This is a genomic window from Scytonema sp. NUACC21, from assembly GCF_054684315.1.
In genome coordinates this window covers 87,331-108,305 of record NZ_BAAFZH010000090.1, presented here as the reverse complement: position 1 = coordinate 108,305, position 20,975 = coordinate 87,331, and the positions used below count along the sequence as shown (strand labels likewise).

At 41.5% G+C, this 20,975-nt stretch carries 20 protein-coding genes; 11 read left to right on the top strand and 9 right to left on the bottom strand.

The window, feature by feature from the left end:
* Positions 1 to 16 precede the first annotated feature (16 nt).
* Positions 17 to 1,075: a sulfonate ABC transporter substrate-binding protein gene (locus ACYRY3_RS24175; RefSeq protein ID WP_460204180.1), complete on the bottom strand. Its 1,059-nt coding sequence runs from the start codon at positions 1,073 to 1,075 to the stop codon at positions 17 to 19.
* 338 nt (positions 1,076 to 1,413) lie between these two features.
* Between ACYRY3_RS24175 and ACYRY3_RS24170 the strand changes: the two genes are divergently transcribed.
* Positions 1,414 to 2,067, top strand: coding sequence for a class I SAM-dependent methyltransferase family protein (locus tag ACYRY3_RS24170; protein WP_460204179.1), 654 nt, complete (start codon positions 1,414 to 1,416; stop codon positions 2,065 to 2,067).
* Between the two features lie 66 nt (positions 2,068 to 2,133).
* Here the strand turns inward: ACYRY3_RS24170 and ACYRY3_RS24165 are convergent, their stop codons facing one another.
* A complete protein-coding gene (locus ACYRY3_RS24165) occupies positions 2,134 to 2,778 on the bottom strand; it encodes a Uma2 family endonuclease (protein ID WP_460204178.1) in 645 nt (214 codons plus the stop codon).
* A gap of 222 nt (positions 2,779 to 3,000) precedes the next feature.
* Entirely contained in the window at positions 3,001 to 3,891 is an 891-nt protein-coding gene (locus tag ACYRY3_RS24160) for an aspartoacylase (RefSeq protein ID WP_460204231.1), read from the bottom strand.
* Between the two features lie 110 nt (positions 3,892 to 4,001).
* On the opposite strand from ACYRY3_RS24160, the gene ACYRY3_RS24155 reads away from it, so the two are divergent.
* Both ACYRY3_RS24155 and ACYRY3_RS24150 read left to right on the top strand, forming a co-directional pair.
* Entirely contained in the window at positions 4,002 to 4,910 is a 909-nt protein-coding gene (locus ACYRY3_RS24155) for a LysR family transcriptional regulator (protein ID WP_460204177.1), read from the top strand.
* Positions 4,911 to 5,160: 250 nt separating this feature from the next.
* Positions 5,161 to 6,129, top strand: a complete 969-nt coding sequence (locus tag ACYRY3_RS24150) for a TauD/TfdA dioxygenase family protein (RefSeq protein WP_460204176.1) — start codon at positions 5,161 to 5,163, stop codon at positions 6,127 to 6,129.
* A 116-nt stretch (positions 6,130 to 6,245) separates the two neighbouring features.
* On the opposite strand, the gene ACYRY3_RS24145 is transcribed toward ACYRY3_RS24150, so the two are convergent.
* Entirely contained in the window at positions 6,246 to 7,319 is a 1,074-nt protein-coding gene (locus ACYRY3_RS24145) for an aliphatic sulfonate ABC transporter substrate-binding protein (protein WP_460204175.1), read from the bottom strand.
* 252 nt (positions 7,320 to 7,571) lie between these two features.
* On the opposite strand from ACYRY3_RS24145, the gene ACYRY3_RS24140 reads away from it, so the two are divergent.
* Positions 7,572 to 8,093: an LLM class flavin-dependent oxidoreductase gene (locus tag ACYRY3_RS24140; RefSeq protein ID WP_460204174.1), complete on the top strand. Its 522-nt coding sequence runs from the start codon at positions 7,572 to 7,574 to the stop codon at positions 8,091 to 8,093.
* Positions 7,979 to 9,568, top strand: coding sequence for a chaperonin GroEL (gene groL, locus ACYRY3_RS24135; protein ID WP_460204230.1), 1,590 nt, complete (start codon positions 7,979 to 7,981; stop codon positions 9,566 to 9,568). The genes ACYRY3_RS24140 and groL overlap by 115 nt, the downstream gene beginning before the upstream one ends.
* A 134-nt stretch (positions 9,569 to 9,702) precedes the next feature.
* Here the strand turns inward: groL and ACYRY3_RS24130 are convergent, their stop codons facing one another.
* Complete coding sequence (locus ACYRY3_RS24130; RefSeq protein WP_460204229.1) at positions 9,703 to 10,578, bottom strand: DMT family transporter; 876 nt, start codon at positions 10,576 to 10,578, stop codon at positions 9,703 to 9,705.
* 207 nt (positions 10,579 to 10,785) lie between these two features.
* The gene (locus ACYRY3_RS24125; protein WP_460204173.1) at positions 10,786 to 11,643 is read right to left on the bottom strand and encodes a hypothetical protein; all 858 of its coding nucleotides are present in this window, start codon (positions 11,641 to 11,643) and stop codon (positions 10,786 to 10,788) included.
* A 160-nt stretch (positions 11,644 to 11,803) separates the two neighbouring features.
* On the opposite strand from ACYRY3_RS24125, the gene ACYRY3_RS24120 reads away from it, so the two are divergent.
* The 4 genes from ACYRY3_RS24120 (at position 11,804) to ACYRY3_RS24105 (ending at position 16,591) form a co-directional block, all read left to right on the top strand.
* On the top strand, positions 11,804 to 12,391 hold the full coding sequence (locus ACYRY3_RS24120) for a hypothetical protein (RefSeq protein ID WP_460204172.1): 588 nt from the start codon (positions 11,804 to 11,806) through the stop codon (positions 12,389 to 12,391).
* Positions 12,388 to 15,123, top strand: a complete 2,736-nt coding sequence (locus tag ACYRY3_RS24115; protein WP_460204171.1) for a CHAT domain-containing protein — start codon at positions 12,388 to 12,390, stop codon at positions 15,121 to 15,123. Before ACYRY3_RS24120 ends, ACYRY3_RS24115 begins: the two co-directional genes overlap by 4 nt.
* 186 nt (positions 15,124 to 15,309) lie before the next feature.
* Positions 15,310 to 16,173 carry a fructosamine kinase family protein gene (locus tag ACYRY3_RS24110; protein ID WP_460204228.1) on the top strand — a complete coding sequence of 288 codons (864 nt, stop codon included), beginning with the start codon at positions 15,310 to 15,312 and terminating at the stop codon, positions 16,171 to 16,173.
* 70 nt (positions 16,174 to 16,243) lie between these two features.
* Positions 16,244 to 16,591 (top strand): Dethiobiotin synthetase, encoded by a 348-nt coding sequence (locus ACYRY3_RS24105; protein WP_460204170.1) that lies wholly within the window; start codon positions 16,244 to 16,246, stop codon positions 16,589 to 16,591.
* 72 nt (positions 16,592 to 16,663) lie between these two features.
* Here the strand turns inward: ACYRY3_RS24105 and ACYRY3_RS24100 are convergent, their stop codons facing one another.
* The 3 genes from ACYRY3_RS24100 to ACYRY3_RS24090 form a co-directional block, all read right to left on the bottom strand.
* Positions 16,664 to 17,275, bottom strand: coding sequence for a hypothetical protein (locus tag ACYRY3_RS24100; RefSeq protein ID WP_460204169.1), 612 nt, complete (start codon positions 17,273 to 17,275; stop codon positions 16,664 to 16,666).
* Positions 17,276 to 17,364: 89 nt separating this feature from the next.
* On the bottom strand, positions 17,365 to 18,423 hold the full coding sequence (locus ACYRY3_RS24095) for a zinc-dependent alcohol dehydrogenase (RefSeq protein ID WP_460204227.1): 1,059 nt from the start codon (positions 18,421 to 18,423) through the stop codon (positions 17,365 to 17,367).
* A gap of 110 nt (positions 18,424 to 18,533) precedes the next feature.
* Positions 18,534 to 18,716, bottom strand: a complete 183-nt coding sequence (locus tag ACYRY3_RS24090) for a hypothetical protein (RefSeq protein WP_460204226.1) — start codon at positions 18,714 to 18,716, stop codon at positions 18,534 to 18,536.
* Between the two features lie 465 nt (positions 18,717 to 19,181).
* On the opposite strand from ACYRY3_RS24090, the gene xth reads away from it, so the two are divergent.
* A complete protein-coding gene (gene xth, locus ACYRY3_RS24085) occupies positions 19,182 to 19,964 on the top strand; it encodes an exodeoxyribonuclease III (RefSeq protein WP_460204168.1) in 783 nt (260 codons plus the stop codon).
* 92 nt (positions 19,965 to 20,056) lie between these two features.
* Entirely contained in the window at positions 20,057 to 20,932 is an 876-nt protein-coding gene (locus ACYRY3_RS24080; RefSeq protein WP_460204167.1) for an SDR family oxidoreductase, read from the top strand.
* Positions 20,933 to 20,975: the final 43 nt, after the last annotated feature.

Genomic DNA, 20,975 nt, shown 5'->3' with positions numbered 1-20,975 from the left:
CTTTCCCCTATCATATTTAACTACCCTGCCAAACGATTTCCTTAACAACGACTTGTTTTGGCAGTAGCTTGATTTTGTAGAAAGCATCGGCTACTTGCTGTTGTCCGGCGATGACTTCTTTTGTTATGGGTAGCACCCCGTATTTGCGACGCTTTTCAGCTACCTCCAATACAGCAGCATCAATACCCAATTGTGGTGAGAGAAATGTCGCAACCTCTTTAGGATTCTTTTGTGCCCAATCACTCATTTTTTTTACTTGAGCGAGAACTGTCTTTAATGCATTGGGTTGCTTTTGAACAAAAGATTTGGCTGCAAGATAATAACCACGATTCGATACAAGCCCCGTTCCATCAGTCAAAGTCCGTGCGCCTGTTGCAGCTACAGCAGCAGCCAAATACGGGTCCCAAATAGCCCACGCTTCCACATTGTTACCTTCAAATGCTGCACGCGCATCGGGAGGTGTGAGAAAAGCTGGCTTAATATCGCTATATCTTAATCCTGCTTTTTCTAATGCTTTTACCACTAAATAGTTAGTATTTGAGCCTTTTGCAAAAGCTACTCTTTTACCTTTCAAATCCGCTACAGTTTTAATTTGTGAATTTTTTGGCACAATGATGGCTTCTGCTTTCGGACTCCAAGGATCGTAAGCAACATAAACAAAAGGAGTACCTGCAGCTTGGGCAAATATAGGCGGTGCTTCACCAGTGTATGCAAAATCAATACTTCCAGAATTTATTGCCTCTAGCATTGGTGGACCTGCAGGAAATTCTGTCCATGTCAATTTAGAACCTGCAGGCAAAACTTTCTCTAAGTCTTTTTTTGCCTTCAAAGCATTCAGAATAGTTGCTGCTTTTTGATAGCCAATGCGAATCACAACACCTTGATTTCCGGAATTTTGACTAACTCTTTGCCCTAGCGCAGAGTTACTTGCGTTGTAGGGAAAAAAAGCAGATACAGCAAGACTCAGGCTCAGCCCCAGTGTAAAGAGTAAAGCAAATATACGAATTCTGGATAGTCTTTGTAAGAAGGCATTAAAAATTTCCAAAGATCTGGCTGGCGAGAGCTTTGTAAACATATATTGTGATTTTACGCTTAATCTTAAAATTTATACTACGGTAAATCTAAAGTTTTACCGTATTTATTTGATTGAGATAATATTTACATGGATAAGCGACAAATGCAAGATTCGGGCAAAAATTCCTTTATTGAGGAGAGCCGCTTGGGTGACAGTTTGGAGCGGGCAGAGTAGGAATGGATTGGTATTGTCATCAGACTTGATTTTGGATGAATTTCTATGATACTCTGCATTCATTACAAAGATCTATTAGTTGATAGGCTTACCGTAGATTATTTTCTGACAGTGTGCTTGTCACTCTGCAAAGCCATATATTGCAAAAATTGGGAATACTCCTTATGCCAAAAGATTGGTTGGAATGGCACGACCTCTACAATACTGAACCAAAATTACAACAGCGTCTAGAAATCGTGCGGGAATACATATCCTACAGCTTGGATGCATCTCCACCAGGAAGAATCCGCGTAGTTAGTGTTTGCGCTGGTGATGGGCGGGATTTACTGGGAACCTTAGCAAATCATCCCCGCGCCCAAGATGTCTATGCAAGACTCGTGGAGCTAAATCCGAATCTAGTGGAACGTGGAAAAGCAACTATAGAATCATTGGGTTTAGCAAAGCAAATTGAATTTATTAATGGAGATGCAACTATCTCCGCTAACTATGTAGGAGCAGTACCAGCAGACATTGTCATTGTATGTGGTGTCTTTGGCAATGTTGCCGATGACGCCGAACTCAAACGCTTGCTGGACAACTTGAGTTTTCTAAGTAAACAGGGTGCATTTGTCATCTGGACACGCGGACACTCTAACGGTATTCCCTACTCTGATAATGTACGGAAATGTTTGCAGGCATCTAAATTTGAAGAAGTAAATTTCAAACTCACTGCCACAGGAGACATGGGCGTAGGTATTAATCGTTACCTAGGTGAAAATTTGCCCGCACCTAAAGAGCAACAGTTATTCGTATTTTCTGGCATTCCCAACAAAGTGTAGGGCGAAACAAGAAATCCAGTTCTCCCTTCGGGTTCGGCAATTGCCTGCGATGGGAAACCATTTCTATCATTCCTTGGAATGCAAGAAATTTCTCAACCACCTTATTGCCTCACTTGTTGTCTGCTCACTTGCAATTAGAAGACATTGCCGTACAATATCTGAAATGTTAGGAAAATAGCTACTTTTTGTAATTACGTAAATTTCCCCCTGCAATCTGTAAACTAATAATTCGTTATTCTTCAGCAGCCAAACCTCTGGCACTTGATAAGGTAAATAATCATTAATATCTGTATAACTGGTAATGTCTACGTCAATTACCAAATCGGGAGGAGGGTCATTCTGCCAGTCGATACGGTTTTTACCTACTACGGCTCTCCAATTTTTAATATAGAAGCAATAGTCAGGTTCAATTCCACAGATTTCTGGCAAGCTCATGGTGATGGGTGTAAATGAGTCGTATCTTTGCCCCAAGCGATCCAGGAAAACCTTAGCAATATCTGCCAGCAAGCTGGCATCTCTTCCATGTTTTGGTACCGGTGCCATCAGCCAAATCTCTCCTAGTCGATATTTGATGCGAGGTACAGTGCGCGAGCCTAACTGTCTTTGCAGCTCCATGTAGTCTTGCCAATCTCCCAATAGTTTCAAGACAGCACCAGGGGGCAATTCGATTCTTTCTGGTGTAATTACGGTATTTATTTGAGATCCGATCATTGATTTGTATTTCCTGATTTGTATTTCCTGAAAAATTTACTGTAGCGGCTTTTGGTTTGTTGCTACTTGCTCAAAAATTGCTTCTATCCGGTCTAAGAAGCTGCTGGGTATTTCCGGGGTGTTGGTCATTTGTCCTCCATTTTTTATTCTCGCCTATTTCTTAGAATATAACGAGTTTGAAAACACGTCCTAGGGAGGGGTAAAACTGACACTTTAATTTTTTTAAACAGTAATTTGTTGTTTTTCAGTCAAACACATCGCAACACCTTTCTCATAATAAGCCGCTTCATTGATGAAGACTGGATAAACTGTTGATTGTCCTTCATAAACAATAGTTTTGCCATCGAAGGTTAAAAAAAACGGGTCACCTGGATTAAGAGGCTCATAATCTTTAGACTGTAGTTGTGGGTGAATCATTGCTTGAATCTCTTTATGCTCATCTCTGGGATAATCGATATTTCCTAGATGTTTGTAGAGTGTTAGAGTGTTGGCGTGTGACTGAATTGAACCTTGATTGAATGCTTCTACATAGTCCAAAGTGGTGTGAATTAATTCCTTTGTTTTTTGAAACAAATTTGCATTCAACACACCTTGGGGTACTGGACCGACTTCAATAGCAAAACTCAATTCGCTCAGGGAAATCAGAAAATTATTTCCTGCATTAGGCTCTACATAAAGAACTTTCACTTCTGGATTGACCGAACTTAAGTAAGCCGCTAATTGCAACAGTAAAGGATGACGCTTAATCAGAATTAGAGTCAACCCCATATTTGCCGTCGTACTATGCAAATCCACAATCATGCTTGTCTGCGATTTATTTTTCGGTGTGAGAAGTTCCCTCGTCAGTCTTGCTTGCTTATCTTCATAGCTAGACAGTGTCAGATTTTGCAGGTCTTCACTCTTGAAGCAGCGGTTTAAGTCTTTGTCGATGTAACGCCTGCCTTCTCTAAAGGCTTTCGGATTACCTAACAATGTTCGTGTTTCAAAACTAGGTCGCTGAATTAGGTGAGGAAATTGTTCAAAGTGTTTAGCTATATATGCTCCTGTTAGTTCATTCCCGTGGGTTGCACCAATAACTACTAACAGGTCGATTTTTTGGTTGCTTTGGTTCATTTCTACTAACTCGCTAAAGCCTTGTGAAAGCATGATAAAAGTAGTACTATGCCCTTGTAAACCAAAATATGGCATAAATCTCGATTAAATTTGCATAGTACTTATCAGCTATGGAATTAGATAGTATAAAGTTTTTTATCGTTCTGGCATCAGAACTCAACTTCAGTCGAGCTGCTGACCTCTTGAATATTGACCAACCTCATCTCAGCAAGCATATTCGGCGCTTGGAAAAGGACTTAGGATTTCAACTGGTCGATCGCAACAGACGACCAGTTCAGTTAACACCTGCAGGAAAAGCTTTTTTAGAAGGTGCTCAATCGCTTGTTGAGCAGGCGACACGGTTGCAGAAACGAGGATACAGAGCTAGTCTCGGCGAGATAGGACAGTTAGCGATCGCAATTAATAGTTCAATTACTAACAGTGTTCTACCAAGCATTTTGCAAAATTTTCGCAAACTGCGTCCCGATGTCAAGTTAGTTTTATATGAATTAGCACCTCAAGAGCAAATAAAGCAGTTGCTTGATTACCAAATTGATATTGGTTTTGATTTTTTACCCAACGAGCATCATCCAGATTTAAAGTCTGTAACCATTTTGCAAGAGCCACTAGTGATTGCTTTACCTGAGTCACACTCACTTCAGGCTCAGGCTCAAATTCCACTGCAAGCATTAGCAGATGAATCTTTTGTTTTGCCTTCACCAGAAGTAGTTCATTTCTATAAGCAAATTATTGACTTTTGCGAGCAAGTTTTTGGTCATAAACCAAAGATTGTCCAAGAAGCAACTTGGATGCTAACTGTATTGAGCCTAGTTGCAGCTGGAGTTGGGGTGTCTTTGCTGCTGAACAATGCTCAAAATATCCAGCGTCGGGGAGTTGTGTACAGACCTATTAAAGGAGAGAACCCAAAAATCCAGATTGTTGCACTTTGGCGGCGTGATGACTCATCTGCTGTTTTGCACGAGTTTTTACAAGTGATAAAGAACACCGTGAAAAAAACTATCCCCACGCCAGGAAATTAGGTTGTTGAGATGTCGGGTGCCAAATTAACTGAATAGAGGAAAACAGACCTGCATCCAGCAACTTGCTAGGTTGAGGAGGCGAGCGACGGCATTCAATTATTTTAAATAATACGGTAAATTTATCAAATTACAGTATTATATTTTCTAGGGACGATTGCTTCCTTCGATATCTTGCTTGCACTTAAGAGCAACACCAAGGAAGTGAACGAGTGCGAACACTGCCCTGTGGGTAAAACTCTGGATAATTCATATGAGCAACAACCACATTGAAGTCAAACAGGTAGCTGGTTTCATTGGTGCCGAAATCAGTGGCGTGGACCTTTCACGTCCTCTGCACGATGACGCAGTTAAAGAAATTCGTCAAGCACTATTAAAGTGGAAAGTCCTGTTCTTTCGCGGTCAAAACATTGACCATACTGCACAAATTGCGTTCACGGCTCGTTTTGGCGAAGTGACCTACGCACATCCCCACGAGGATGAGCCGATTGAAGGATTCTCACAAATACTACCGATTGACCGCAGCCGCTATGAGCGGCGCAACGGTCTGCGGCGTTCCAGTTACGAGAATCGCTGGCATACGGATGTGACAGCGGTTGTTAACCCGCCTGCTGCGTCAGTTTTGCGTGCAGTTAATGTCCCCAGTTTTGGTGGTGACACACAATGGACTAATCTAGTTGCAGCTTACGAAGGATTGTCAGCACCTGTGCGAGCTCTAGCAGACAAATTGAAGGCAGAACATCACTTCCATGCGCGGTTACGGCTATCCAAGAACAGCAAGCTTGCTCAGCGCATTGCAGCAAATCCGCAAGTATCCATCCACCCGGTGGTGCGGGTTCATCCGGAGACAGGTGAACGCGCATTGTACGTCAACCCTGGCTTTACCTCCCACATTCTTGACGTGTCACCACAAGAGAGCGATTTACTGCTTGAGTTGTTCTTCAACCAGATTACCAAGCCCGCTTACACCACCCGTTTCCGTTGGAACAACGGTGATATTGCATTCTGGGACAACCGCGCCACCGCTCATTTAGGTCCGCAGGATTTAGATCGTATAGACGTTGAGCGCGTACTCTATCGCACTACCATCACTGGTGATATTCCAGTCGGTCCTGATGGTTTCCGTTCGCAAGTGGTTGAAGGTGAGCCATTAACCAGTGAATTACCAACTGTTTTGAAAAAGAATGCAGAACTGATAAAAGCAGAACCAGTGCTTTCCTAAATTATATAGTTGTAAACCGGGCTGCAAAATACAGCAGATTGCAAGTAACTGTGGTACAGATTGTTGTAAGGGCATTTGCCCTTACATCTTCTTCAGAAAGGTCTATTAGCTATGCTTTACCACTTCCGATCCATAACCCAGTTGTAGTTTTTATCTTTGACATCAATTTTCTTGGGAATAACTTTTAGCTCATAGAAGGTGTCTGCCATGTTTTGTAATCCTGTGAGCACTTCATCAGTCAGAGGTAATACCTTGCGTTCTCCGCCGCGCTCCTCGACAATTTCCATTGTTGCTAAGTCAACTTTGTAGAGTTTGGAAAGTAGTTTGGCTGAATCTTTGTAGTTGTTTTTAGACCAATTACCTGCTTTTTCCAGTTCTTGCAAAATTATTTTCACAATATCTGGATGAGCGCGGACAAAATCTGGAGAAGCATAATAAAATGCAGGGCTTTCTATAGGCGCTTTTTCACCAAATACCGTAATATTATCTGCCAACAAACGAGTAGGAAGCTTACGTTCAGCTTCAGCAGTATAAGGGTCCCAGATTACCCATGCATCAAAATCACCGCGCTCAAAAGCTGGTAATGCTTCGGCTGGAGTTAGATAGACAGGTTGAATATCACTATATTTTAAACCTCCCTTCTCTAAAGCACGTACAATCATATATTGCGAACTCGAGCCTTTAGCAAAAGCAACTTTCTTACCTTTTAAGTCAGCAAGAGTCTTGATAGGTGAATTTTCCAACACCAGGATTGCTGAACTTCTAGTACTGCTTGTACTTATAGCCACTCGCACAAAAGCTTTGTCACTGGCTTGAGCAAAGACACTTCCTGTACCGCCGCCACCACCAAAAACGATCGCACCTACACCCATCCCCTCAAGTAACGGTGCAGTTGAGGAAAATTCATTCCATGTTACAGAAATACCTTGAGGTTGCAGGCGCTTCTCTAGGTTACCTTGAGCTTTGAGAATATTTAGCAGTGCCATGCCTTTTTGATGCCCCATTTTCAAGACTGTTAACTTGCTGGATTGGGGTTTTTCTGTAAGTGTATTAGCTGAATTACTAGGAGCACATGAAGCGATCGCCAAACTCAAGCTTACACTTAAAACAAATAGTAAAGCAAATGAGCGAATTCTTGGTTGCTTAAAAAACTTAAACAAGCTCCTCAGACTTATCAGTTGATTGCACATATTTATTCTCTCAATCGATTTAATATTAAATTTTGTAAATTTATTGAAATACCGTATTTTTATAAATATAAAAATTGCATATATGGCGATAAAAAACAAGAGGTTATATTCTTAAGCTTGCTTCTTTAGATGAAGTATGATACGTTCATATCAAGTTAAATACAGTAATTGGATTGGGTAACCGTATTTTTATAAATATTACTAATCAGAAAATTAACAATCTTACCCAAGCACTTATACACAATCTGAATAATGACCCTTAACCACTACCCCGGTTCGATTGTAGGTTGGGATCGCTTTGCGGCTCCGACAGATTTTCCCCATAGCCCCCTCTCCCAAGCATTAAAACAGCCCTTATTGCTGGGGTTATTTCTGCCAATCCAGGCAGGCGGTTGGAGCGCTTCTACCCTACCACGCACTACTGACTGGAGCTTTGAATACAATAAAGATCTTGTGCTGCACGCCGAGGACTTGGGCTTTGACTTGATATTTGCGCTATCCCAGTGGCTGCCCAAAGGTGGTTATGGCGGCGTGTTTAACGGTCAAGCGCTGGACTCTTTTGTTACCACAGCTGCACTAACAAGCCTTACACAGAAGATTATGCTGATTTCCACTATCCATGTGTTATACGGGCCAATTCATCCTCTACATTTAGCTAAATACGGTGCAACGCTAGACCATATATCGGGGGGACGCTGGGGCCTAAAGGTCGTAACGTTGTTTTGGAGAAAAAGTTTGGCGCTCCTCAAATTGTTAATGACGGAGTCACCATAGCTAAAGAAATTGAACTGGAAGATCACGTTGAAAACACTGGTGTATCCTTAATCCGTCAAGCTGCTTCCAAAACCAATGATGCTGCCGGAGATGGTACCACGACTGCAACTGTTTTGGCTCACGCCATTGTTAAAGAAGGATTGCGGAATGTGGCGGCTGGTGCAAACGCCATTCAGCTCAAGCGTGGTATTGACAAAGCCACAGGTTTTTTAGTGGACAAGATTAAAGAACATGCCCGTCCCGTTGAAGACTCCAAGGCGATCGCTCAAGTTGCTGCCATCTCCGCCGGAAACGATGAAGTTGTGGGTGCTCTGGTTGCGGAAGCATTAGATAAGGTTGGTCGTGAAGGAGTGATTTCTTTAGAAGAAGGCAAATCAGTCACAACCGAACTGGAAGTTACAGAGGGCTTGAACTTCGACAAAGGCTATATTTCTCCCTATTTTGCAACGGATGTCGAGCGCTTGGAAGCAGTGTTTGATGAGCCTTTCCTTCTGTTAACTGACAAGAAAATCGCCTTGGTACAAGACTTAGTACCTATTCTTGAGCAAGTGGCGCGTCAAGGCAGACCCTTGGTAATTATTGCCGAAGATATTGAAAAAGAAGCTTTGGCAACTTTAGTTGTTAATCGCTTACGTGGTGTGTTAAATGTAGCTGCTGTAAAAGCACCTGGGTTTGGCGATCGCCGTAAAGCTATCTTGGAGGACATTGCCATTCTTACTGGGGGGCAGTTGATTACGGAAGACGCTGGTTTAAAGTTGGATGCTACCAAAGTTGACCAACTTGGTAAAGCTCGCCGAGTCACCATCACTAAAGACAGCACTACTATTGTTGCTGAAGGTAACGAGCAAGCTGTGAAGGCTCGGGTGGAACAAATCCGTCGGCAAATCGAAGAAACCGAGTCTTCCTATGACAAAGAAAAGCTACAAGAACGTTTGGCAAAGCTAGCTGGTGGGGTTGCAGTTATTAAGGTGGGTGCCGCCACCGAAACCGAACTAAAAGACCGCAAACTGCGTCTGGAAGATGCTATTAACGCTACTAAAGCTGCTGTTGAAGAGGGCATTGTTCCAGGTGGCGGTACAACACTGGCACATCTGGCTCCTGGATTAGAAGCCTGGGCAAAGTCCACCCTAGTAGGTGAAGAATTGACGGGGGCGTTAATTGTGTCTCGGGCATTAGCTGCTCCTTTAAAGCGGATTGCCGAGAATGCGGGTCAGAACGGTGCAATAATTGCAGAGCGAGTGAAAGAAAAAGACTTCAATGTGGGGTATGATGCAACAACTGGCGAGTTTGTGGATTTGTTTGAAGCAGGGATTGTTGACCCCGCTAAGGTGACTCGTTCGGCAGTACAGAATGCAGCGTCAATTGCAGGTATGGTGTTAACCACCGAAGCAATTGTAGTTGACAAGCCAGAACCCAAAGAGGCTGCTCCTGCCGCACCAGGTGCCGGTGGCTTGGGTGGCGACTTTGATTACTAATCATTACGAGTCATTGGAAAAAATTCTGGCTGCTCGCTAATATCATGTTCGGATAAACACTTGTACTAAGTTTGTAGTTGTGCTTGGGTAAAGACAGCGCAGCTACAAACCAATTAATTTATTCAAGACCGTATTTAAGTATTTATTTTTCTCTTTTGAATCAACCTTTCTCCACTTAACAATGCAATCCCCAATGTGACTATACCAATACCCACACTCTGAATCACGTTTAAAGTTTCGCTAATCGTTACCCATGCAATTAAAGCCGTTAATGCAGGGCTGCTAGAACCGATAATAGAAGCGGTATTTGCACCGATTGTACGAATTCCTAAATTGTTTAGAGAGTGTCCGATAAAGCTGATCAAACCCGAAAAAATACTGCCAATCCAGATAGGTGTCCAGTCAAGTTGGGTAATGGGCGGTGAAAAGAACAGTAAGCTAACACCGGAGAGCAGCAGAGTTAAGGCAAAACTAATCCATGTGAAAGGAACGGGATGAAATTTTTCCAAACATTTTTGGGCAATGACGTTATAAAAGGCGTAAATTATCCCTGCCATAACGCTGGCGAAAATGCCAATAGCAATAGTATCGCTGCTGTAGGTTTCCTCTTGTTGAGGAATGGTGAGAACGCCGCCTACCAGAATTATACTCATCACTAGCCAACGGAAGAGAGTTGGGCGATCGCCAAAAAACTTCCAAGACAATAGTGCTGTAAATACGGGGTAAGTGAAGAAGAGGGTGAGGGCAATTCCAGTGGGAATCAAGCCAATTGCGATGTAGAGTGCGGTAATATACACAAACATTAGTACTCCACAACCAACGGCTTGAAGCATAACGTCTAAACGTTCTTGCTTGAACAGGCTTTGGAATTCTTGAAGAGCAGATGGATATAGTTTGAATGCTACAGAGACCATAAGTGGAACCACTAATAGCATCCGCATAAACATCAGCAAAAATGAATTTTGCAAATCTGGTTTAACGTATCCACCGAGTAAAAATAAACTGAGTATCTGGTTTTTTAGGTAGCTGGGTTTGTAGCTGTTCAGATTTCTGGGTTTTCATAAAGATGGATAGTTGGCTGGATAGATGTCCAACTGTATAAGTATCTGGCTGTTTGGGTAGCTGAATATTTGGGTATTCAGATGGCTGAATATCTGAGTTTGTAGCTACCTGGTTTTTTAGCTGTTTAGATTCCTGGGTTTAACGATCACTTTTGTTTAATTCTTCTGATAGTTATTTTTACTTTGTCCTTGAGAATTATTTCCACCGAGAATTAGCAGTTGGTCACCACCATCACTTTCACGCACAATTAAAACATAAGGACGAACTGTATCTGTAGAATTGGGTGGTAAAGACTGAAATAGGTAAATCCAACCACCACGTTTTATAAGTAAACGCCAAACAATTGCGTCCGCTGGATTTGCTGTATCATTTGTTTCTCGTCCCCGTAGCTTATCAAAAATAACTTTATCCCCAATAATCCGATAGCCTTTTAAAGAAGGATTAGTTAACAAATCATCAAGTTTACGTCCTAGCCCCAATTGATTTTCCTGTGTAACTAACGTGACAATGGGTAAGAGTGAAGTATTGTTGACTGCATCTCTACGAGCATCTATCGTTCCCTGTAATTTAGCTAGGTAAAATAGTACAGTCAAAACCCAGGCAACGACTACAATTTCATTTAATAAAGGTCGGGGAAAGATTGATTTTAGTAATCTGTGAAGAAATTGGCGAAATTTTTGCGTGATTGCGAACAACTTATTTTGATTGCTGGCTGCTTTTGGCTTTAAAGGCTGAATTAGCCATATTGTTAGTTTTATCAGGATGACTGCGATCACAAAAGCCAACACTGTTTTGCTTACAACTGATAAATCTCCAAAGAATACCTGGAGAGGAACAATTAAAAAGGATTCCAAGGGTAAATCAAGCGTTGAGACTTGAACCTGGAAAAAACCATAGTATGCCCAGCGATATACCCAGCCTGTAAAGTAGAGAGCCACACCGAGCAATCCTACCAAGCTGGCAAACCTTCCAAGAATAACGGGTTCGTTGTCGGGTTGGGAATGTTGTGACACAACCTATCTTCCAAAACTTCTAAACTATGTTTACAGAAAATAAATATTTTCTTCAGGAAATTTAGTAAAAACTTTACTGACATACCTAGTGTTATTCCGGAACTTTCTAGAGTCATACGGTAGTATTAAGAGTGTTTAATGAAACATTATTATCAAAACAATGAAAGTACTTTCTAAATACCTTATAGTCATTTTTGTTTCATTTACAGGGCTAACACTTGCATTTGAGCAAATAATTAGCTACCGAGTAGGACAAGTACAAGCACAAAATATACAAAATCAAGATTTGCCCGTACCAGTAGCATTACCAACTTTAGTGGATGTGTATCTTAAGGGAGGAGAGTCTAAGACTGGTCGAGTTACTGCAATTGATCTGCGTAGTCAAAAGCTAACAATTCAACGAGATGGTAGTTCTCCTACTTCAGAACCCATCAACAAAATTGAGAAAGTAAGATTTAGACAGGATGCACCCGTTTACAACAGCAATGGAAAGTTGGTTATCCGGGGTGATAGTCAAGGTTTAACAGCCAAAAAACCAGAAATCTGGAGTGGAATCTTACTGACTGATTTTAAACTTCAAGATCCTCGTAAAGGACAAGGTTTCGTTAAGCTAGGGTCTGTGTTTAACCGCAAGCGATTACAAGGAATTCGATCTGTTGCTGGAACTTGCCTGTATGTTGCGGAAGAACTGAAGTTTGAGCCTTCAACAAAAATGACTTTTCAAGTGAGAGCTACCTGCGAAAGATGAAACGTATTTTAGTTAGTTTTTTGGTTTTTGGTATAGGCTTAACTCCTATGACTGTGCCTTTCATGGTTGAGTCGAGTTGGGCACAAATTCGAAGTCCAGCAGTTATAAAAGCTAAACAACTGCTGGAGCAAGCGAAGCAACAGAGCCAACAAGGACAATTTCAACAGGCTATACAAATATTGCAATATGCTTTAGCTATTTTTCGAGATGAAAAAAGTCCTAGCTGGGAAGCGACAACGTTAAATGATATTGGTAAATTATATTTGAAATCAGGCGAAGCCCAAGTAGCACTTGAATATTTGAATCAGGCATTAGCAATTCGGACGCAACTGGGCGATAATTCAGCTATTGGTAGAACACTAAGTTACATAGGTGATGCTTACAAGGATCTTCAAAAAACACAATCGGCTTTAGATTCTTACAAAAAGGCTTTAGAGATTTTTAAAACTGAAAAAAGTCCTAGCTGGGAAGCAACAACATTAAATGATATTGGTGATTTATATGTTGAAACTGGAAAAGTGCAAATAGCACTGGAATATTACAATCAGGAACTAGAAATTCGGAAACAACTGAGTGATCGCTCTGATGAAGCCACTACCCTAAATAATATTGGTTTCGCCCACTTAGCTATTGGACAATTTCAAACAGCATTAGATGTTGGTAAAGAGGCATTAAAGATAGCTGAAACACTTGATGAGCGTTCTGAAGAAGCCAAAGCACAATTTCTCATTGGTTTTACATATAATGGCATTGGACAAACACAAAAAGCATTGAATTCTTTTAAAGAAGCAGTATCAATTTTCAGAGAATTAAAAGACGCTTCTGGTGAAGCAGCTACGTTAATTTTTTTAGGGTTTATTGAAGAACAACCAACAAAAGTGATCGAGTATCTTAACCAAGCATTACCTCTTACCAGACAATTAAAAAGTCCTATTGAAGAAGCTACATTGCTGAGTTGGATTGGAATTAGTTACATCACTAATGAAGAATTAGAAAAAGGACTAAGTTATCTCAATCAGGCATTACTTATTTCTAAGAGAGTGGAGAATTCTCTAGTTGAAACTAATGTTATACAGGGTTTGGGTGCATACTATTATAAAAATAAGCAACTGCAAAAAGCATTAGAATCTTTTACACAAGTATTACAAATTTATCAGACAATAAATTTGATTGCTGGCAAAGCTGAATTTCTTGCTATCATTGGATTAATTCATCAAAATTTAAATCAACCAGCTGAAGCAATTGTTAATTTGGAGCAAGCTGCTGAACTTACCTTGAAAACAAGAGGTAGTCTACGGCGAGATAACAAAGAAAAAACTCGGCAAAAGTTTTTAGAATTTAAAGGCATCATAACCATTCCTCTAGTTAAGCTTCTCATTGAGCAAAAACAATATGATAAAGCTTACGAATGGGTAAACCGTGCAACTACAGCAGACCTAGCTGATTATACTCGCTTAGTTAACGTCAAAATTGAAAACCCAGAGGCACAAAAAGCTATTGATGAGTGGAATCAAAAAAATAAACAACTAGATTCTTTGCAACAAAACTTAAATTTACCAAATCAATTTTCAAACGCTGCTGCACAACAAATAAGGCTGGTAGAAGCAGAAGTCATTACAAAAGCAGAAGAAATTTCTCGACGATTTCCAGAAATTGCAGAAATTTTTGAAGCCAAGCCCAAAGATATTGCTACTCTGAGAGCAAATATCCCAATAGGAACTGTGGTAGTTCAGCCTGTGTTGCTTACAGATACAACAGATATACCAGACGCTGTTGCTATTTTTGTTCTCACCAGAGATGATCTGACAGTCAAAAAAGTAGTAATCAAAGCCAATGAGTTTGACACACTGGTCACAAAATACCGTGAACAATTGGCAAATCCTACAGATCCTGACTTTATTAATACACGCGAAGAACTTTACGATATCCTGATTCGTCCAGTGGAAAGCGAAATTCGGGCTGCATCTCCCACTCAATTGAGTATCATTGCTACAGGGAAACTACGCTATATTCCTTTTGAAACTCTTTACGATAATAAAACTGAAAAATACTTAATTGAAAAATATCCAGTCAACTATCTTACACGCCTTTCTACCCATTCTCTCCAACAACAAGTCAACCGTAATAAAAGTACCTTATCCGTACTAGCATTCGGAAATCCCTTACCTACTCCAGATAATCTATCTGGAGCAGAAGCAGAAGTAAACCAATTGACTAAAATTTTTCCAGGTAGTAAAGCATATCTTCGAGAAAAAGCTACTCTGGAAACCTTCAAAACTCAAGCACTTCGATTTCCGATTTTGCATTTAGGAACTCACGGCTGTTTTAAATTAGGTGGCTGTTTCAACAGAAAGATGGAAGAAAATACTTTGCTGTTCGCTAACAATCAAAAATATAACATTGCTGATGCTGCATTATTAGGTTTGAAAAACACTGAGCTTATTACCCTAACTGCTTGCCAAACTGCTAAAGAAGCTGATGCTAATAGTGAAGAAATTTCTGGACTAGCTTACATCTTTGAACGTGCTGGAGCTAAATCCGTAATTGCTAGTCTTTGGAATGCAGAAGATAAAACTTCTCAAGAAATTATCATTCAATTCTATCAAAACCTCAAAAACGGTATGAGTAAAGGCGAAGCTCTGCGCCAAGCAAAAATTAATCAAATAAAGCTTAACCCTGATTTGCATCCTTTCAATTGGTCGCCCCTGATTCTAATTGGTGATGCTCGTTAGGATGTAGTATCAGTTGGCATTTCTACTGGGTCAAGGGCATCTGATAGAGTTTTTGGTTTGTCTTGAATTATTAAATGCTCCTAATTATTTACATTGTAGACACTGCCTACAATGTAAAATTAGCTTTTGACAAGACTTTCAGCCATTTTAAGAGTTGAGACTATATATAAACAGATGAACCCACAAATGTGGTCTGAAATTGATACCCATATTAGCCAGGTAACTGGCGCAGAATTTCACTCGTCGCAGCGACGTTCCGTGAGTGGCGGATGTATCAACCAAGGGTATTCTGTCTCTGATGGAAAGCGGGTTTACTTTGTTAAGCTCAACCAAGCATCCCAAGTTGCTATGTTTGAGGCAGAATCACTGGGTTTGAAGCAAATGTTTCAAACAGGTACTATCCGGGTTCCCAAACCCATATGTTGGGGTACTGCTGGTAACTCCGGTTACTTGGTGTTGGAGTGGCTGGACATGGGTTCAGGTAATACCAAAGCTTGGGAAGAAATGGGGCGGAAGTTAGCAGCAATGCACAAAGCCACAAGTACTAGGGGTTTTGGCTGGGATATGAACAATACCATTGGTTCAACGCCTCAAATCAATACTTGGACTGCAAATTGGGTAGAATTTTACGCAAAGCATCGACTGGGTTATCAGTTCCAGTTGGCAAGGCGAAGGGGGGGCCATTTTCCCCAGGAACAGGAGCTGCTTCAGGCAGTTCCTAAATTATTGGCAACCCGCAAAGTGCAACCTTCACTGGTACATGGTGATTTATGGGGAGGAAATGCAGGGTGTACTGTTTCGGGAGAACCAGTGATTTTCGATCCTGCGACGTATTATGGCGATCGCGAAGTTGATATTGCCATGACAGAACTTTTTGGTGGTTTTCCAGCTGCCTTCTATCAAGGTTATCAAGCAGTTTGGAGCTTGGAGGAAGGGTACGAGCAACGGAAAACTTTGTATAACTTGTATCACATACTCAACCATTTCAATTTATTTGGTGGTAGTTACTCCTCCCAAGCAAACCGGATGATTGCTCAAATTTTAAGATAGCATTGGGTATTCCTTGGACTGGTAATCTATAAGCAGCGATTCTTGCAACAATTTACGCTACGCTGTAAGCATGAATTACGAAACTGCTCGCAAATTTCTGATTGACCAGACGGTGGTAAATGAAGAAAATGCTGATGCTTTGTTGTTGCGGATGCAACATGGAAAACCACCAGTGCCCGGTCAGATTACCTCGATTTTATTAGCGTTAAAGGTAGTTTTTGAAGGCTTAAAAGACGCTACGACGATTGATAGAGAACTGGTTTATACTTTGTATCAGTTATCTATCAAAACTCAACAGCTATTTGGAGCAGGACGCAAAGCTGGGGTTGAATGGCCTCCCTTGCTCAAGGAAGATCTGCTAAGAATCGCGATCGCAACAGAAAGCATCTTTTCCGGTGAGTGGCACAGTTTGCACTAATGGTTGGGGGTTAGGAGTTAGTAGTTAGTAGTTATTGGCACCCACTAACCACTAACCACTATCCACTAACCATTATCGAGTTTGTAATTCTGCTTGTAACTTATCTAAATCGGCTTTCAGTAGAACCGTCATCTGACCGCTAAATGCTTTGCCTGCTTTGGGTTGCGCTAGTTCCACCCAGTAGGCATAGCGATCTCCTACACGCAATTCTCCCTTAAGGGCTTCCTTAACGGGAGCTCTTGCGAAACGAGATGCATTGATTGTAGTTTTATTGGGATACTCGTAAACAACTCGAGCGTTTTTGAAGTCTTGATAAACCTCCAAGCCATAGATAGTTCGCAACGATTCTTCAAGGCGATCGAATGTCATGCCGTTAACGGCGTCGAACATTGTAATGCGTTCGTTACGGATTTTGCTGCGGTCTTGTACAGCGCCAAGTTTACCAGGGGCTAGAAGCGATGCTTGAAAAGTAAATCTCTGGGCAGCTGTATCGCTCTTTTGTACAAAGAACCTCTCTCCAGGCGAAGGACGAAGTGTGGGATGAGCTTTAATCCACGCACTAACATCATTTGCGGGCTGTCCTGGTAAAGCAGAAGCGGTTGAATCAAAAAATGCTCCCAAGCAAAAGCAAGAAATAAGGGAAAAAGGAAAGATTAAAAGTTTAGGTAAAGGTTTTGTTAACATTTTCTATTCATGACTGACGGGGTAGGTAATCATAGTTTTCCCCGTTTCAGTCAAAGGGTTTAACTTCAATACAAAGAATAAGCTTGGCGCTAACTCCCCTCTGGAATCATTGCTACCTTAACAACCTTACGCTCTTTCATATCACAAAACACTTGTTCTAAATCCTTTAACGGGCGGTGTTCGCTAAGCAGTAACTCGAAAGGAATCTTCCGACTGGCAATTAGTGAGAGTGCTGCCCTAACAAATTCAGGGGTATTGTGGAAAACCCCTTTTAGCGTCAGTTCACTGTAGTGTAACTGTTCTGTATTAACAGTAATGGTCGTATCTCGCGGACAACCACCAAACAGATTAACAGTTGCACCAGGGCGGGCACAGGCAATTGCTGTTTCCCAGACACTTGGGACACCAGTTGCTTCAATGACAACGTCTGCACCCATTCCCTTTGTCAGGTCTTTCACGGTAGCAGGAATATCCGGTAATTGGCGGTAATTAAAGGTTTGACCTGCACCCAGCTTTTTCCCTATTTCTAACCTTTGGTCATTTCCACCAAAAAGCAGCACCTCTGCTTGTGTTTCACAGGCTAGTTTTGCCACAAACATCAGCCCAATTGCCCCATCCCCTAATATGACTACACTTTGGGGTAACCCATCACAGCTATCCCCGGCTTTGACGTTAGAACGGGCTACTCCATGCAGTACACAGGCTAAGGGTTCTGTCATTGCTGCCAATTCGTAGGGCAAGTCATCAGGAATTAGCAACATATTATGCTGCACAATAGGTGCGGGAATTTTTAAGTATTGGGCAAAAGTGCCGTTATTCCATGTCAAGTTTGGGCATAAGGAGTATTCTCGGCGCTGGCAAAAAAAACACTTCATGCAGGGAGCAGAATTATTTGCTACTACGCGATCGCCAACTTGCCAATCTGTCACACCTTCTCCTACAGCGACAATCCGTCCTGCGGCCTCATGACCAAAAAGAGTAGGTGGCTTGAGCATTTTTGCATGACCCCCACGCCGCCATACTTTCAAATCCGTACCACAGGTTGTCGATGCTCCCACTTGGATGACAACCTCACCTTTGCCCGGACTAGGCTCGGCAACTTCTTCCAAACGTAAATCTTCTTTCCCGTAAAGTAACGCTGCTAACACAGATGGCAACCCAGTATCTAGATCTACCTGATTGTACCAGGTGTAAAGTTGTATTAACTGCTGACTGAATTTACCTGCCAACAGTTAACACCGAGCAGTCAACTACTTTATTATGCTTTCACGGGTGGCTGAGTCACAGCTGCTAAATTTCTCCCTTCTTTGGACAAACGATTAACAGTTAACAATGGAAATTCTTGCCAGCACGTGTGACAGAACCAATAAACTTCACCATAACGGACATGACGCAAGAGGAGATCGCCGCAACAGGGACAGCTGTTGGCTCGCATACTCATATTTATGTCCTCCTTGTTAAAAAGTTGTTGATATAAATGTCGAAAAAGGCTGTTGATTAAAACAGTATTTTGGCGGAATGAATCCGACCATTCATAGCGGGGAAAAGTTCCGATCGCCAGGACTGGTATCAGATTGAGGTCAAGCATTTCTACTCACCTCTCTGATTTTAAGTTAACCTACGTATTTTGCAAGAGTGCAATTTCGTTAACCCTACCTAGAAATCGTTACCAACAAGTAACGGGTAACAGCAGTCACTATCTAGCAGGTACCGTCTTAATTTACTTTGTTTTGTCAGCTAGCATCATCTATCCTGGGGATCATACAAATACCAAACTTTTGTAACGAAAAATACTAAAGTATATAGTTGGGATCGATGCTTTTTCCCTAACTATTAACTATTGTACAGACGTGTTATGAAATGTCTCTACAATGACTGTGGACTACCGATAAAAGACTGTAAAAAAATGAAAATTGCTACTTGGAATGTCAACTCGATTCGTACTCGCCTGGGACAAGTCACCGATTGGCTGAAGCAAAATCCCGTTGATGTTTTATGCATACAAGAAACTAAAGTAGTAGACGCTGACTTTCCTCGTTCGCTTTTTGAGGAATTAGGCTATTACCTTTATATATCAGGACAAAAATCTTACAACGGCGTTGCGATCGCCAGCCGCCAACCAGTTCAAGACGTCAGTAGTAGTTTTGGAACTATCTTATTAGATTTAGAACCTGAATGGGACGAGCAAAAACGAGTTATTACGGGTATACTGGACGATGTTAGAATTATTAATCTTTATGTACCAAATGGGTCGTCTGTCGGCAGCGAAAAATACGAATACAAGCTGCGTTGGTTAAAAGTGCTGCAAGAGTATTTAAAATCCCTTCTTGTGTCCTCACCTCATATCTGTATGTGCGGTGACTTCAATATTGCTTTAGAATCTAGGGATATTCATGAGGGTATTAACGCGGAAAACCACATCATGGCATCCGAAGCAGAACGTCAAGCTTTACGAGAAGTTTTGTCCTTGGGATTTGCCGATGTTTTTCGCAAATTTACCTCTGAAGGCGGTCACTACAGTTGGTGGGATTACCGTGCTGTTGCTTTTCGCCGTAACATGGGGTGGCGAATTGACCATCACTATCTGACACCCGCCTTGTACGAGGGTGCCAAAAGTTGCACTATTGATATAGCCCCCAGAAAATTACCTCAACCCAGCGACCATGCACCAGTCATTGTGGAATTTTAAAATTTAGTCATTAGTCATTCGTCTAATATCATTTGTCCAATTTGAATGACTCATGACGAATGACTAATGACCATTGATTCATCAAAAATTGTATGTTTCTAATTACTGGAGCCACTGGAGGAATTGGTCGCAGAGTCGTGCGACTTTTACGAGAACAGGAAAAACAGGTACGGGCATTTGTCCGCCTCACCTCACACTATGGGGAGTTAGAACACAGAGGAGCTAACATTTTTATCGGAGATTTGCGCCAACAACAGGACATTCAAAAGGCTTGTCAGGGCGTTCAGTACATTGTTAGCGCCCACGGTTCTGACGGTGATGCCTTATCCTTGGACTACCGGGCTAATATTGAACTTATCGACCAAGCTAAAGCAAATGGCGTGCAGCACTTTGTGTTCATTTCTGTATTGGGGGCAGACCGGGGTTACGAAGATGCTCCCGTGTTCAAAGCCAAGCGGGCGGTGGAGAAATACCTGGAAACTAGTGGTTTAAACTACACTATTTTACGCCCAGCTGGATTAGCATCTAACTTGCTGCCACTTGCAGAACGTTTTCGAGAAACAGGGTTATACTTGCTCGTTGGTGACCCTAAAAACCGTACTTCTATTATAAGTACAGATGATTTGGCTAGGATGGTGGTGGATTCTATGACCTTGGAAGCCGCTCGGAATCAAATTTTTCCTGTTGGAGGACCGGAAATTTTGTTACGAGAAGATATTCCTAAAATTTTTAGCCGCGTATTTAACAAAGAGCCAGTGACGATTAACCCGCCACTGTTTTTCGTTGATGTATTGCGTGGTGGATTGGGTTTATTTAATCCTCAAGGACAAAAAGCTTTAGGTACTTTCCGCACATTACTGGCAAATGAATTTTTCTGTACCCATGAAGAGATTGCTAAATTAGAAGCAACTTTCCATTTTAAATTGGAAACATTACAAAACTTCTTACGCCGATATTTAGCAGTTTAAACGGATTGGTTAGTGGTAATTAATTAATGTACCAACCACTAAC